18 protein-coding genes are annotated in these 13,943 nt (G+C 72.0%); 3 read left to right on the top strand and 15 right to left on the bottom strand.

Going from position 1 to position 13,943, the window contains the following annotated elements:
- Nucleotides 1–10: 10 nt before the first annotated feature.
- The 7 genes from NHL53_RS08125 to NHL53_RS08095 all read right to left on the bottom strand — a co-directional run bounded on the left by NHL53_RS08125 (nucleotide 11) and on the right by NHL53_RS08095 (nucleotide 6,535).
- A complete protein-coding gene (locus NHL53_RS08125; protein WP_433776352.1) occupies nucleotides 11–964 on the bottom strand; it encodes a hexose kinase in 954 nt (317 codons plus the stop codon).
- Between the two features lie 49 nt (nucleotides 965–1,013).
- Nucleotides 1,014–1,793: a DeoR/GlpR family DNA-binding transcription regulator gene (locus tag NHL53_RS08120; RefSeq protein ID WP_433776351.1), complete on the bottom strand. Its 780-nt coding sequence runs from the start codon at nucleotides 1,791–1,793 to the stop codon at nucleotides 1,014–1,016.
- Nucleotides 1,794–1,897: 104 nt separating this feature from the next.
- Nucleotides 1,898–2,884, bottom strand: a complete 987-nt coding sequence (gene ccsB, locus NHL53_RS08115) for a c-type cytochrome biogenesis protein CcsB (RefSeq protein WP_433776350.1) — start codon at nucleotides 2,882–2,884, stop codon at nucleotides 1,898–1,900.
- 28 nt (nucleotides 2,885–2,912) lie between these two features.
- Complete coding sequence (gene resB / locus NHL53_RS08110) at nucleotides 2,913–4,580, bottom strand: cytochrome c biogenesis protein ResB (protein ID WP_433776412.1); 1,668 nt, start codon at nucleotides 4,578–4,580, stop codon at nucleotides 2,913–2,915.
- 4 nt (nucleotides 4,581–4,584) lie between these two features.
- Nucleotides 4,585–5,337, bottom strand: coding sequence for a cytochrome c biogenesis CcdA family protein (locus NHL53_RS08105; RefSeq protein ID WP_433776349.1), 753 nt, complete (start codon nucleotides 5,335–5,337; stop codon nucleotides 4,585–4,587).
- On the bottom strand, nucleotides 5,334–5,942 hold the full coding sequence (locus NHL53_RS08100; protein WP_433776348.1) for a TlpA family protein disulfide reductase: 609 nt from the start codon (nucleotides 5,940–5,942) through the stop codon (nucleotides 5,334–5,336). Before NHL53_RS08100 ends, NHL53_RS08105 begins: the two co-directional genes overlap by 4 nt.
- A 203-nt stretch (nucleotides 5,943–6,145) precedes the next feature.
- Nucleotides 6,146–6,535, bottom strand: coding sequence for a DUF3054 domain-containing protein (locus tag NHL53_RS08095; protein ID WP_433776347.1), 390 nt, complete (start codon nucleotides 6,533–6,535; stop codon nucleotides 6,146–6,148).
- A gap of 53 nt (nucleotides 6,536–6,588) precedes the next feature.
- Here NHL53_RS08095 and NHL53_RS08090 point away from each other — a divergent pair, with 53 nt between their 5' ends.
- Nucleotides 6,589–7,221, top strand: coding sequence for a histidine phosphatase family protein (locus tag NHL53_RS08090; RefSeq protein ID WP_433776346.1), 633 nt, complete (start codon nucleotides 6,589–6,591; stop codon nucleotides 7,219–7,221).
- A 141-nt stretch (nucleotides 7,222–7,362) separates the two neighbouring features.
- Here the strand turns inward: NHL53_RS08090 and NHL53_RS08085 are convergent, their stop codons facing one another.
- Complete coding sequence (locus NHL53_RS08085) at nucleotides 7,363–8,013, bottom strand: DedA family protein (RefSeq protein ID WP_433776345.1); 651 nt, start codon at nucleotides 8,011–8,013, stop codon at nucleotides 7,363–7,365.
- On the bottom strand, nucleotides 8,010–8,972 hold the full coding sequence (locus NHL53_RS08080; protein ID WP_433776344.1) for a DUF368 domain-containing protein: 963 nt from the start codon (nucleotides 8,970–8,972) through the stop codon (nucleotides 8,010–8,012). The genes NHL53_RS08085 and NHL53_RS08080 overlap by 4 nt, the downstream gene beginning before the upstream one ends.
- A 154-nt stretch (nucleotides 8,973–9,126) precedes the next feature.
- On the opposite strand from NHL53_RS08080, the gene aspS reads away from it, so the two are divergent.
- Nucleotides 9,127–10,902, top strand: a complete 1,776-nt coding sequence (gene aspS / locus NHL53_RS08075) for an aspartate--tRNA ligase (RefSeq protein ID WP_433776343.1) — start codon at nucleotides 9,127–9,129, stop codon at nucleotides 10,900–10,902.
- Between the two features lie 60 nt (nucleotides 10,903–10,962).
- Here aspS and NHL53_RS08070 read toward each other — a convergent pair whose 3' ends face one another.
- From NHL53_RS08070 to NHL53_RS08050, 5 genes are all read right to left on the bottom strand, one after another.
- Nucleotides 10,963–11,253, bottom strand: a complete 291-nt coding sequence (locus tag NHL53_RS08070; protein ID WP_433776342.1) for a Dabb family protein — start codon at nucleotides 11,251–11,253, stop codon at nucleotides 10,963–10,965.
- On the bottom strand, nucleotides 11,250–11,522 hold the full coding sequence (locus NHL53_RS08065) for a glutaredoxin family protein (protein ID WP_433776341.1): 273 nt from the start codon (nucleotides 11,520–11,522) through the stop codon (nucleotides 11,250–11,252). The genes NHL53_RS08070 and NHL53_RS08065 overlap by 4 nt, the downstream gene beginning before the upstream one ends.
- Complete coding sequence (locus NHL53_RS08060; RefSeq protein ID WP_433776340.1) at nucleotides 11,519–11,809, bottom strand: rhodanese-like domain-containing protein; 291 nt, start codon at nucleotides 11,807–11,809, stop codon at nucleotides 11,519–11,521. Before NHL53_RS08060 ends, NHL53_RS08065 begins: the two co-directional genes overlap by 4 nt.
- A gap of 96 nt (nucleotides 11,810–11,905) precedes the next feature.
- Nucleotides 11,906–12,004: a 30S ribosomal protein bS22 gene (locus NHL53_RS08055; protein ID WP_005504750.1), complete on the bottom strand. Its 99-nt coding sequence runs from the start codon at nucleotides 12,002–12,004 to the stop codon at nucleotides 11,906–11,908.
- Between the two features lie 130 nt (nucleotides 12,005–12,134).
- Entirely contained in the window at nucleotides 12,135–12,332 is a 198-nt protein-coding gene (locus NHL53_RS08050) for a helix-turn-helix domain-containing protein (RefSeq protein WP_433776339.1), read from the bottom strand.
- 273 nt (nucleotides 12,333–12,605) lie between these two features.
- Between NHL53_RS08050 and NHL53_RS08045 the strand changes: the two genes are divergently transcribed.
- Complete coding sequence (locus tag NHL53_RS08045) at nucleotides 12,606–12,740, top strand: hypothetical protein (protein WP_433776338.1); 135 nt, start codon at nucleotides 12,606–12,608, stop codon at nucleotides 12,738–12,740.
- Between the two features lie 202 nt (nucleotides 12,741–12,942).
- Here the strand turns inward: NHL53_RS08045 and NHL53_RS08040 are convergent, their stop codons facing one another.
- Nucleotides 12,943–13,866, bottom strand: coding sequence for a TetR/AcrR family transcriptional regulator (locus tag NHL53_RS08040; RefSeq protein WP_433776337.1), 924 nt, complete (start codon nucleotides 13,864–13,866; stop codon nucleotides 12,943–12,945).
- Nucleotides 13,867–13,943: the final 77 nt, after the last annotated feature.

The following is a 13,943-nucleotide window of genomic DNA, read 5'->3' as shown; positions in this document are numbered from 1 at the left end:
TGTGGGTGTGTCAGACGTCGATGTCGAGGGGGCGGACGGCGACGGGGCCGTCCGGGAGGTCGGAAGGGGTCGCGAGCTGCGTGCCGGGCAGCGCGGCGGTCGCGGATCCGAACCGCACGGCCTGGCGGAGGCGCTCGTCTGCGCTCGCTCCGGCCGCGTGGGCGTGCAGGAAGCCGGCGAGGGCGCTGTCGCCCGCGCCGACGGTGGATCGCACGCTGATGCCCGTCGGCACGGAGGCGGCCAGGGCGCCGTCGGCGTCTGCGAGCACCGCGCCGTCGCCGCCGAGGGTGACGAGCACCGCTCCGACGCGCTCGGGCACGAGGGCGCGGGCGACGCGCGCGACAGCCTCCGCGAGCGGAGCGCCGGCGTCGAGCGCGAGCCCCGACAGCTCGGCGAGCTCGATCTCGTTGGGCGTGATGAGGTCGGGGCGGCCGTCGGCGACGACTGCGGCGAGCGCGGGGCCCGAGGTGTCGACCGCGATGCGCGGGGGCGCCGCGACGCGCTCGCGCACGGCCCGGATCACGTCGACGTAGAAGCCGTCGCCCGCTCCGGGCGGCAGCGACCCGCACAGGGCGAGCCATGCGGCGCCCTCCGCGCAGGCGTCCGCGACGGCGTCGATGAGCGCCGCCCGCTCGGGGGCGCCGAGCGGGGCGCCGGGCAGGTTGAGCTTGGTCGTCGTGCCCGCGGGGTCGGTGATCGCGAGGTTCGCGCGGACCCGGCCGCTCGCGGCGACGGCGCGCACGGGGAGGGCGCCGAGCGCGTGCGCATAGGGATCGTCCTCCGCGAGCGGGAGGATCCCCGTCACCGCGTCGCCCGCGGCGTGCAGCACACGGGCGACGTTGACGCCCTTGCCTCCCGCGTCCTCTCGGATCGATGCGGCCGCCTGCACCTCGCCGACCGCGAGCGGCGCGGGGAGCTGCACCGTGCGGTCGAGCGACGGGTTGGCGGTCAGGGTGATGATCATGCCCGGCCTCCTGTCGGGTTGCGGCGGCGTGCGCCGACGAGCGGGTGGGTCATGCGGTGCGCACCTCCGTGCCGGCGGCGCGGAGCGCGGCGGCGAGATCGCCCTCGGGGGCGCGGTCGGCGACGACGACGTCGATGTCGGCGAGCTCCGCGAAGCGCTGCAGCGACTCGACGCCGAACTTCGAGGCGTCGACGAGCACGACGACGCGGCGGGCCTGGCGCACCATCGCGCGCTTGACGTCGGCCTCCTCGCGGTCGGGGGTGCTGAGCCCGAACATCGCGGAGAGGCCGTTGGCGCCGATGAAGGCGAGGTCGGGCCGCAGCTCCTCGATGTCGCGCACGGTCGAGGCGCCGACGGCGGCGCCCGTCACGCTGCGCACGCGGCCCCCGAGCACCGTGAGCCCGAGTCCGTCGCGTCCGGCGAGCTGCGCGGCGTGGGCGACGGCGTTGGTGACGACCTCGACGCGGCGGCCCGCGACGCGCGCGGCGAGCGGCTCGAGCAGGGCGCCCGTCGTCGTTCCGGCGTCGACGAGCACGGATCCGGTGAACCCGTCGGGGATCACCTGGACGGCGCGGTCCGCGATCGCGCGCTTCTCGGCGCTGCGCCGGGTCTCGCGCTCGGCGAGCCCGGCTTCGACGACGCTCGTGAGCTCGGGGCTGACGGCGCCGCCGTGCACGCGCCGCAGGAGGCCGGATCGCTCGAGGGCGGCGAGGTCGCGCCGCACGGTCTCGGTGGTGATGCCGAAGCGGTCGGCGAGGTCGGCGACCGCGACGCGTCCGTGCGCGCGCAGGTCTCCGATGATGCGTGTGTGCCGCTCTGCCTGGTACATGCGTCCTCCTCGACGCACCACACACTACAACTCAAACCCACATAAAACAACATCCCCGAGTCGCGACGAGCCCGCGCGTCGTCCGCGCGGGCTCGTCGTCGGGATCAGCTGAGGCCGCTGTAGGCGTGCAGCCCCTCGAAGAACACGTTGACGATCGTGAAGTTGAAGATCACCGCGGCGAAGCCGACGATCGACAGCCACGCCGACCGCGTGCCCCGCCACCCGCGCGTCGCCCTGGCGTGGATGTAGCCCGCGTAGAGCACCCAGATGATGAAGGTCCAGACCTCCTTGGTGTCGAACCCCCAGTAGCGGCCCCACGCGTCCTGCGCCCAGATGGATCCCGCGATCAGCGTGAAGGTCCAGAAGATGAACCCGATGATCGCGAACCGGTACGCCGTGCCCTCGAGCGCCTCCGCCGAGGGCAGCGTGCGCAGCGCCGACTTCCTCCTCGCCGTCTCCGGATCCTCGATCGCGCGGCGCTCGCGACGCGCCTGGAGCAGCTGCAGCACGCTGAGCGCGAAGGCGAGCGCGAGGAACGCCGTCGAGAGCGAGGCGACGAACACGTGGATCACGAGCCAGACCGACTTGAGCGGATCCATGAGCGGCACGATCTCGACATAGAACACCGAGCTGGCGCCGAGCAGCACCGTCACGAGCCCCGTCATGAACGCGCCGATGAACGTGAGCGGCTTCCAGAACAGCACCCCGAGGTAGACCGCGGAGACGAGCAGCGTGCCCGTCATCGCGAACTCGTACATGTTCGACCAGGGCACGTGCCCGGCCGCGAGGCCGCGCAGCACCGTCGCGCCGAGGTGCAGGAGGAACGCGATCCAGGTGAGGGTCGTGCCGATCCGCCCCATCACCGAGCCCGAGGAGGCTGCCGGCTCCTCCGCCGACGGGGACGAGGGGTACGGGGCCGATCCGTCCGCCCCGACCAGCTGCGCGGCGCGGTCCTTCGCCTGCACCGACAGCTGCGAGCGGCGGGCGAGGTCGAGGGCGTACGCGACGAAGGCCATCGCGTAGACGGCGATCGCCGTCCACAGCACGATGACCGACCACGAGTCGAGGGTGACGACGTCTGCACTGGACATGATCTCGCTTCTTCGTTTCAGGGAGGGGTCAGTCGCGCATCTGCGCGCCGTGGGTGCGGGCGAGGTCGTCGACCGCCTGGCCGAGCGCGGGATCCTCGCCCCGCGCGAGGCCTGCGTACTCGATGCGCACGCCGCCGTCGGCCGGGGTCGCCTTGACCCACATGCGGCGGCGCGGCACGAACAGGGCGGTCATGAGGCCGGCGACCGCGAGCACCGCGAACACGAGCACCCACACCGACGAGGCGTCGTGATGCACCTGCAGGGAGGCGTACCGCTTGACCGACTCGGTGTAGCCGACGTCGGCCCGGTCGACGCCCTCCGGCGTCTCGTCCTCGAAGGTGATGGATCCGCGGCCGCCGGGCAGCTCGGCGGTCTCGCCCGGCATGAGCTCGATCGCGTCGACGTCGGTGTCGCCGCCCGCGATCTGGTCGAGCCCCGTGGAGTCGAGCGTGTAGACCGACCGCGGCGTGCCGTCGTCGACGCCCAGGTCGCCCTCGAAGACGTTGAGCGTGACCATCGGGTTGACGAGATCGGGGTACGCCGAGGTGTACGCGCCCGACTCCATCTCGAACTGCGTCGGGTAGAAGAACCCGACCAGCCCGAGCTGCTCCTCGAGCCCGTCGACGACCTTGATCACGCCGAGCGAGGTCATCGTGCCCGAGTCCTGCGGCAGGAACGGCACGGAGTCGCGGAACACGACCTCGTCGTCCGCGTTCCGGACCGTGAGCGTCGGCGCGTAACCGTTGCCGAGCAGATACACCGCGTCGTCGTGCAGGCGCAGGGGGTGGTTGACCCGCACCGACTCCTCGGAGGAGAACCCGTCGGGCTCGCGCACCGTGACGTTCGCCGAGAAGTCGCCCGCCTGCCCCGCGCCCCGCTCGCCGAAGGGCACGTAGCTCACGTCGAACGAGTCGAGCGTCAGGGAGTAGGGGGCGAGCGCGTCGTCCGACACGAGGCGCCCCTTGTTCATCGACGAGTAGTTCAGCAGGCTGTTCACGAAGGTCGTGCCCTCGGTGACGACGCTCTGCCCCGTGTAGGCGAACTGCCCGCCCAGGCCGACCGTGACGAGGATCCCCACGAGCGACGCGTGGAAGACGAGGTTGCCGGTCTCGCGGAGGTAGCCCCGCTCCGCCGACACGGAGAAGGATCCGCGGGCGTCGTATCGCTCGGTGCGGTACCCCTGCTTCCGCAGGCGCTCCTGGGCGAGGTCGGCGGCGCGCGCCGCGTCGGCCTCCGCGTCGAGCGACTCGAGGATCTCCTCGCGGTGGTCGGCGAGCCGCGCGAGGCGCGCGGGCGTGCGCGGGGGCCGCTGGCGCAGCGCCGTGAGGTGGTGCTTCGTGCGCGGCAGGATGCACCCGATCAGCGACACGAACAGCAGCAGGTAGATCGCCGAGAACCAGGCCGACGAGTACACGTCGAACAGCTGCAGCGCGTCGAGGACGGGGAACAGGTCGGGGTTGTCGCTCTCCCACTGCGTCACGCCGTTGGGGTTCGCCATGCGCTGGGGGAAGATCGACCCCGGAATCGCGGCGATCGCGAGCAGCAGCAGCAGCACGAGCGCCGTGCGCATGCTCGTGAGCTGACGCCATCCCCAGCGCAGCCAGCCGACGACGCCCAGCTTCGGCTGGGAGATCTTCTCCGGGCCGCCGTCGACGTGGTCGCTCGGCCGCTTCGGGTCGTGCTGCGCGTCGCGCATCTCGTCAGAGCGGGAGCTCGACACCGCCGATCACCCCCTGGAGTCTCGACATGATCATTCCCCAGACGCCCGAGACCATGAGCACGCCGAGCAGGATCAGCAGGGATCCGCCGATGATGTTCACGGTGCGCACGTGACGGCGCAGGAACGCGAGGGAGCGCGTCGCCCAGCCGAAGCCGAGCGCCGCGAGCAGGAAGGGGAGGCCGAGCCCGAGCGAATACACGAGGCCGAGGAGTCCGGCGCGCCACACGTCGCCGGTGTTCCACGACAGGCTCATGATGACCGCGAGGGTCGGGCCGATGCAGGGCGCCCAGCCGATGCCGAGCACGAGCCCGAGCAGGGGCGCGCCGACGAGGCCGAGGTCTCCGCTGAGCGTCGGCCGTGCGGTGCGCTGCATGGGCCGGAACAGGCCGAGGAACACGAGGCCCATGAGGATCACGACGGCCCCGAGCACCCGGGTGATGATGTCGCTGTAGCGGAGGAGGAACAGGCCGAGCCCGCCCGAGAACACGTTCATCGCGATGAAGACGACCGTGAACCCCGCGATGAACAGCAGCACGCCGCCGACGAGGCGCCCGCGGCGCGGCTGGGCGCCCTCCGTCTCGCCGCGGGGCGCGACGGCGCCGGAGATGAAGCCGAGGTAGCCGGGCACGAGGGGCAGGACGCAGGGCGAGAGGAACGACAGCGCGCCGGCGAGCAGCGCGATCGGCAGTGCCGCCCAGAGCGCGCCGCCCCCGACGATCTGGTCGACGCTCACGCGCTCTCGTCCAGCGCGTCGCTCACGAGGGTGCGCAGGATGGACGCGCTCTCGAGCTGCCCGATGATGCGCGCCGCGACGCGCCCCTGCGCGTCGAGCACGAGCGTGGTGGGGGTCGCCTGGATCGGGGTCGCCGCAGCGAAGGCGAGCTTCGCGGATCCCGTGTTCACGTCGATGAGGCTCGGGTAGGTCACGCCGTTGTCCTTCGCGAACGCGAGAGCGGTGTCGGCCTGGTCGTAGGTGTTCACGCCGACGAAGCGCACCCCGTCGTCCTGGAACTCCTGCCAGACGGCCTCGAGGTCGGGCGCCTCGACGATGCAGGGGCCGCAGGCGGCGTACCAGAAGTTGACGACCGTGACGGAGCCGATCGTGTCGTCGCTGGACAGCGCCTCGCCGTGCTCGGTCTCGCCCTCCCAGGCGACGGGATCCTCGCGCTCGCCCTCGGGGATCTCGACGACGCGCCCGTCGCCCGCGATGTACCCCTTGTTGTCGCCGTCGAGGTACTGGTCGGCTTCGGCGCTGCGCGTGCAGGCCGCGAGCGAGGCGGCCACGGCGACGGCGAGCGCGCCGGCGAGGAGGCGACGCGTCAGACGGGAGGAGGGCACCCGACAATTCTACGTGCCGTAGTAAAGAAGGGCCTGAGTGCGGCCCCCGGGCTCGCGAGCGGCACCGCCCCGCGCCCCCCGGATGGTGCCATCCCTCGGCGCGGGGCTCGCGAGTGGCGCAGATCCTCGCGAGCGGCGCAGATATTCGGTCCGATTCCTGCGCCGCTCGCGAATTCCTGCGCCGCTCGCGAGCGGAGGGCGGGTCAGCGGGACGCGGCCGGACGGCGGATCCGCCGCACGAGCGCCGCGAGGGCGCGCCAGCCGATGAGGAAGGCCGCGAGCACGAGCGCCGTGACGGCGAGGAACGACCAGGCGAACCCGCCGCCGGTCGCGACGCGCAGCACCATCCCGCCGCCGGCCGCGAGCAGCCAGACGACGAGCCCGGTGCGCAGCGGCGCGGCGGGCTCGCGCCATGCCCTGGCGATGCCCCACCCGATCGCCGTGCCCGCGAGGAACGGCCACGCGACCGTCGCGAGCGCGACGATCGAGAAGCCGTCGTGGTGGCTGCGCATGCCGAGCAGCGCGAACAGCACGACGAGCGCCGCGTCGATGACGAGCGCGAGGATCCACGGGAACGGACGCGGGGAGCTCATGCCGCCCAGGCTACGCGGACGGCGCGCGGCTCAGCCGCCGATAGGCTCTCCGCATGGCCGCTGAGCGACTGCACCTCGTCCGTCACGGAGAAGTGTTCAACCCCCGTCACGTGCTGTACGAGCGGATCCCCGGGTTCGGGCTGAGCGATGCGGGGCGGGAGATGACCAGGGCCGCGGCCCGGCACCTGCAGGACGCCGGCCGCGAGGTCACGACCCTCGTCGCCTCGCCGCTGCAGCGCACCCAGGAGTCCGCCGAGCCGTTCGCCGAGGCGTACGGCCTCACCCCGCGCCTCGACGAGCGCGTCATCGAGCCGCGGAACGCCTTCGCGGGAAAGCGGATGAAGCGCGCCGTGCTCAACCCGCTCAACTGGAGGCACCTCGTCCGCCCGTCCCGCCCGAGCTGGGGCGAGCCGTTCGCCGACATCGCCGTGCGCATGATCGAGGCGATGGACGCCGCGTGGGAGGAGACCCGCGACGGCGACGCCGTCATCGTGTCGCACCAGGCGCCCATCTGGGTCTCCCATCTCGCGGTCGCGGGCGAGAGGCTCGGCCACTCCCCGACGTCCCGGCGCTGCGCCCTCTCGAGCGTCACGTCGTTCGTCCGCGACGGCACCTCGCCCACCGGATTCCGGGAGGTCGCGTACGCGGAGCCCGCCCAGGCCGGCATCGACCTCGGCGCGGTGTGATCCTCAGGCGGGCTCGAGCCCGCCGGCGCTGCTCCACGGCCAGGGCTCTCCGAGCGGGTCGCGGAACCTCGTCCGCGTGATCCCCGTGACGGGATCGGACTCTCCCGCGCCTGCGCGTCGGATGCGGCGCTCCGCCCGCCCTCAGCGCTCGCGGCGGCGCGCGCGGACCCGCACGACGACGAACACGACGACCGCGACGAGGACGAGCGCGATGACGACGTTCTGCGCGACGTCCATGTACCGCTCGACGATGTGCCACGACTCGCCGAGGTACCAGCCGAGCATCACGAAGACGGTGTTCCAGATGAGGCTCCCGAGCCCCGTGTAGAGCGCGAACTGCCAGAGGGGCATGCGCACGACCCCCGCCGGGATCGAGATGAGGCTGCGGAAGATCGGCACGAACCGCCCGAAGAACACCGCGCCGCGGCCGTGCCGCTGGAACCAGGCGACCGTGCGGTCGATGTCGTCGGCGTCGAGGAGTGGGATCCGGGCGAACAGCCACCGCAGCCGCGGGACGCCGACGAGCGCCCCGATCGTGTAGAGAGCGAACGCGCCGACGAGCGAGCCCGCCGTCGCGAAGGCGATGGCCTCGACGAGGCCGAAGGATCCGCGGCTCGCCGCGAGCCCCGCGATCGGCAGCACCGCCTCGCTCGGGATGGGCGGGAAGAGGTTCTCGAGGGCGATCGCGATGCCGACGCCGAGGGGGCCCATGAGGTCGACGAGCGACACGACGCCGTCGACGATGCCGCCGAGCCAGGATCCGTGCAGCGCGGGCAGGATCCGCGCGCTCACTCGACCGGCCGGGCGGAGCGGCGCCGCAGGATCATGGACTCCGCGACGATGAAGCCGATGACCACGGCCGCGCCGAGGATCGCGAGCAGGATCGGGACGAGCGGGTCGGTCGGCGCGAGCAGCGTGCCGTGCCCCTCCGAGCCGCCTGGCCCGCCCTGCCACGGCCAGAGGGCGCGCAGGGATCCCGCCATGAGCCCGATCATCACGACGAGGGTGATGCGGCGGCGGTGCTCGAGGAGGAACGAGACGACCTTCGCGATGGTGAACAGGCCGACGAGCGCGCCGACGAGGAAGATGCCGAGGTAGGCGAAGTCGCGGTCGGCCACCGCCTGCAGGGTCGGCTCGTAGAGGCCGAGGGCGAGGAGGAAGAAGGAGCCGGACAGGCCGGGCACGACGAGCGCGCACACCGCGAGCGCGGCGGCGAGCGCGATGAACCAGACGGAGGGCTCCTCCACCGTCTGTCCGCCCGCGAGGCCGACCAGCGTGAAGGCCACGGCTCCGGCGATGACGATGATCGCGATGTCGCCGACGATGCCGAGCACTGTGCTGCGCCCGCGCGGCATGATGCGGAACAGTACGACGAAGCTGGCGACGACGAGTCCGAAGAACAGCCCCCTGGCGTTCTCGGGGTAGGTCTCGACGAGGTGCTTCACGGGGCCCGCCGCGAACAGCAGCGCGCCGACCATGCCGACGAGCGCCGGGAGGATCAGCCACCACTCGATGCCCGCGATCTCGCGACGGAAGCCCCGCAGGCGATCCGGCCCCGCGATCAGCGCCTTCACGGCGGACGCGAGGCTGTTCACGGCGCGCAGCGCGCGCTCGTAGACGCCGAGGACGAGCGCGACCGTGCCGCCGGAGATGCCGGGCACGAGCTCCGCCATTCCGATGAGGAAGCCGCGGATCACGTTGAGGGGCGACTGCGTCGCGCGCGCTCTCGGCATCGTCTGCTGGGGCGTCATCCGGTGATCCTTCCTGCGGGTGCGCGCGGATCCGCGCCGCCAGCGAGACTACCCACACCCCCTTGGCGCGCGCCCTGGGGAAGGCCCCACGTTCCTGTGAGGGGGCACACCCTAGGATTGAGGGGTTCCGTCACCCGATCAGGAGGATCCTGAAGTGCTGCGCACCCATGAAGCCGGCTCGCTGCGAGCCGAGCACATCGGTCAGACCGTCACCCTCGCGGGGTGGGTCGACCGCCGTCGCGACCACGGAGGCGTGGCCTTCATCGATCTGCGCGATGCGTCGGGGATCGCCCAGGTGGTCATCCGAGACGAGGAGATCGCGCACCCGCTGCGCAGCGAGTTCGTGCTGAAGGTCACGGGCGAGGTCGCGCGGCGCCCCGACGGCAACGAGAACCCGAACCTGCCCACGGGCGAGGTCGAGGTCCTCATCAGCGACGTCGAGGTGCTGAACGAGTCGGCCCCGCTGCCCTTCCCGGTCTCGACGGCGCTCGACGGCCAGGAGACGGTGGGCGAGGAGGCACGCCTCAAGCACCGCTACCTCGACCTGCGCCGCCCGAGCTCGGCCGCGGGCATCCGCCTGCGCTCGCGCGCGAACGCGGTCGCTCGCCGGGTGCTCGAGCGCCACGACTTCCTCGAGATCGAGACGCCCACGCTGACCCGCTCGACGCCGGAGGGCGCACGCGACTTCCTCGTGCCCGCGCGCCTCAACCCCGGCAGCTGGTACGCGCTGCCGCAGTCGCCGCAGCTGTTCAAGCAGCTGCTGATGGTGGCCGGGATGGAGCGCTACTACCAGCTCGCCCGCAGCTACCGCGACGAGGACTTCCGCGCCGACCGCCAGCCCGAGTTCACGCAGCTCGACATCGAGATGAGCTTCGTCGACCAGGAGGACGTCATCGCCCTGGGCGAGGAGCTCGTGAAGGAGCTGTGGCGCCTCATCGACGTCGAGGTGCCCACCCCCATCGAGCGGATCACGTTCGCCGACGCGATGCGCCTGTACGGGTCGGACAAGCCCGACCTGCGGTTCGGCAACGCCATCGTCGAGCTCTCCGACTACTTCTCCGACACGACGTTCCGCGTCTTCCAGCAGGAGTACGTCGGATCCGTCGTGCACCCGGGCGGCGCCTCGCTCCCCCGCCGCCAGTTCGACGCGTGGCAGGACTGGGCGAAGTCGCGCGGCGCGAAGGGCCTCGCGTACGTCACGTTCGCCGAGGACGGCACGCTCGGCGGCCCCGTCGCGAAGAACCTCTCCGACGCCGAGCGCGCGGGCCTCGCGGAGATCACCGGCGCGCAGCCGGGCGACGCGGTGTTCTTCGCGGCCGGCGCGACGAGCGAGGCGCGCGCCCTGCTCGGCGCGGCGCGCGTCGAGATCGCGCACCGCACGGGGCAGATCGACGACGACGCCTGGGCCTTCGTGTGGGTCGTCGACGCCCCGCTCTTCAAGCCGACGGGCGAGGACCCGGAGGACGTCGACCTCGGCCACTCGGCGTGGACGGCCGTGCACCACGCCTTCACGTCGCCGAAGGACGAGTGGCTCGACCGCTTCGACGAGGAGCCGGGCGAAGCGCTCGCCTACGCCTACGACATCGTCTGCAACGGCGTGGAAATGGGCGGCGGCTCGATCCGCATCCACCGTCGCGACGTGCAGGAGCGCGTCTTCGACGTGATGGGCATCGGCCAGGAGGAGGCGCAGGAGAAGTTCGGCTTCCTCCTCGACGCGTTCGCGTTCGGCGCCCCGCCGCACGGTGGAATCGCGCTCGGCTGGGACCGCACGGTGTCGCTCCTTGCGGGCGCCCCGTCGATCCGCGAGGTCATCGCGTTCCCGAAGTCGGGCGGCGGATTCGACCCGCTGACCTCGGCGCCCGCCCCGATCACGCCGGAGCAGCGGGCCGAGGCCGGCGTCGACCACGACCCCGAGGCCGACGAGGACTGACGCGCACGCAGAAGGGCCCCGCGGGCCGCGGGGCCCTTCTGCGTGCGCGTCCGGCGGCCGTCAGAGAGCGATGTCGACGGCGGCGCGGCCGGTCTTGAAGGTGCCGATGAGCTCGGCGACCTCCACGTGCGCGGGGTGCACGGCGTAGCCGGCGAGCGCCTCCGCGTCGTCGAGGTCGGCGACGAGCGCGAGGTCGTAGTTGCCCTCGAGGTCGAGGCCGTTGGCGCCTGCGCTCATCGAGCGCAGCCCGGGGACGACGCCGACGAGCGCCTCGAGGCGCCGGGCGGCCTCGTCGAGGGTTGTCTGCGGCGTGCCGTCTGCGGCCTGGAACAGGACGATGTGGCGGATCATGCGTCACTCCGATGCGCGTCGAGGAGGGCGGCGCGCAGCCGGTCGGCCGAGACGCGCCAGTGGGTGTGCAGCCGGTCGTCGATGAGGACGACGGGGATCTTCTCCCACCACGCCTCGTGGAGCGCCGGATCGTCGAGGATCGACAGCTCGGTCACGTCGATCGCGCCCGCCACGTCATCCGGCAGGTCGGCGATCGTCTTGTCGACGATCTCGCGCGCCACGTCGCAGAGGTGGCAGTCGGCCTTGCCGATCAGGGTGACGGCGGTCATCGCTCGACGTCGTAGCCCGCCGCGATCCAGGCGTTCGTGCCGCCCGCGACGTTCGTGGCCTCGTAGCCGTGCGGGGCGAGGGCCTCCGCGGCGCGGGCCGAGCGGGCGCCGGCAGCGCAGATCACGTCGAACTCCGGCGGCAGCTCTCCCAGGCGCTCTCCGAGCTGCGAGAGCGGGATGTTGACGGCGCCGGGCACGCGCCCCTGGGCGAACTCGTCCTCCTCGCGCACGTCGATGAGGGGGATGCCTGTGCGCGCCTTCAGATCGGCGACGGTGATCTCCTGCATGGATCCATCCTCTCACCGCGGAGAGCGACCCCGACACCAGACACCAGAAACGCCGACCCGTCGGAGACGGAGTCGGCGCTCATGGACGTGCGCTGCTTACTTCTTGTTGCGGCGCTGGTGACGAGTCTTGCGGAGAAGCTTGCGGTGCTTCTTCTTCGACATGCGCTTGCGGCGCTTCTTGATGACAGAACCCACGGGAACCTCGCTACGTCTAGGGGTTGGAAGCCTGGCACGAGCATGTGCCGACGTCCGGGAACGGGCACGGCAGAAAAAGTGCCTCGGAGCATCCTATCCCATGCGCGGGCATGCCCCGTGCGGCGAACGGTCAGCCGACCTGCGCATCGCCCCCGAGGGAGCCGGCCTGCGGCACGGCGCTCGCCGGAACGCGGTAGCTGCGCCCGAAGCGCACGGCGGGGAGCTCCCCCGCGTGGACGAGCCGGTAGACGGTCATCTTCGAGACGCGCATGAGGTCGGCGACCTCGGCAACCGTCAGGAACCGCGGCTCTTCGGTCAGGTCGGACATGTCTCTCCCCCGATGTGCTGTTCCCCCGACTCTAGGGGCTGAGCGAGCCTGCTGTAAACAGAAGGGACGCGTGTGATCCGGGCCCCGCTAGGGCCTCTGGTGTGATCGGACTGCTCGCCGCCCTGCTCACCGGAGCCACCCTCTCCTCGGGCCTCTACGCGCTCCTCACCGGGGACGACCGCGTGGCCTGGGTCTGGGTCACGGCGCTCTGCCTCTCGCCGGTGCTCATCATCGCCGGCGCCATGATGCGCGCCCTCCGCGGCGCGGTGCGCGGTGCGCGGGTCGCGGAAGAGGATCGACGCCGCACGCGCGGCGGGTCGCGTGGGCATCGCGCGCATCGACGGGCTGCGGCAGACGAACACCGAGATCAACAACCAGCCCCTGTGCGAGCTGGTCGACGCGTTCTGACCCGTCACCGGTCGACGACGAGGAAGTCGACGCGGCGCATGTCCATCCAGGCCCCGCCGTCGAGGTGGCTGCTCCGCAGATCGGATGAGCGGCGACGGCGTCGTCCCGCCGACGACGCGCAGGCCGTCCGGCTCCCTCGCCGACGCACCGTGCAGAGCGATCGAGGGGAGCGTGCGACGCCCGCTCCCCTCGATGCCGAGACTCAGCCCGCGCGGCGGGCGCGCGCCTCCTTCCGCGCCTGCTCCTGCGCGCGACGCGCCTGACGCAGCTCCTTCTCCGCCTGGCGCACGGCCTTCTCGGCGGCGGCGGTCGCCTTCAGCGCCGCGCGGTACCGCTTGTCGTCCGCGACATCCGCATCGTCGTCCGTCGGCGCGGCCGGAGCGGCCGGAGCCTCTCCCCCCGCCGCGATGTACGCCTCGATGCCGTCGAGCGCCCGCTCGAATCCGAAGACGAAGGGATCGTGCGTCGATGTGAACGCCCCGGCGTCGATGATCGCGCGCAGCCGCGGGAACGCATCGGCCGCGATCACCGCGTCGAACAGGGCGCTCTCGTGCGCCGCGATCTCGTCGGCCGTCTTCCCGCTCTCGCGCTCGGCCTCGACGTATCCCGCGAGGACCGTCCCCGTCCATCGCGCCTGGCCCGTCACGACGAGCGCCGCGGCCAGCTTCTCATCCACGCCGAGGGGCGTGCCGTCGAAGGCGGAGAGGCCCGCCTCGAGCCACTCCGAGCTGTTCGGCGTGACGGGCGTGCCGCTGATCGGCAGCGAGAGCAGCCAGGGGTGCCGACGGTAGATGTCGACCTGCTCGCGGAAGAGGGTCCGCATCTTCTCCCGCCACCCGTCGGCCTCGCGATATGCCAGCGACGGCACGCCCGTGGCCTCCTCCTGCATGAGGAGCAGGAGGTCGTCCTTCGCGCTCACGTAGCGGTAGAGCGACATGGGCGTGAAGCCGAGCCGCTTCGCGACGGCCGCCATCGACACCGCGTCGATCCCCTCCGCGTCGGCCAGCTCGACCGCCTGCTCGACGATGAGCTCCACGCTCATCTCCCGCTTGGGGCCGCGGCGGGGGCTCGCCGCCACCCCCCAGGCGAGGGCGATTCCGCGGGGCAGCTCGAGCGAGTCGGTCATGGTCGAAGTCTACGTTGTGTACGTAATAAACAGTGTGTTACGGTCATAAACAGTTTCACCCATACACACGAAGGAGA

It is taken from the genome of Microbacterium sp. gxy059, from assembly GCF_050958665.1.
In the GTDB taxonomy this organism is placed as follows: Bacteria; Actinomycetota; Actinomycetes; order Actinomycetales; family Microbacteriaceae; genus Microbacterium.
Note: the sequence above shows the minus strand (reverse complement) of the source record. Positions and strands in the feature narration are given on the sequence as shown.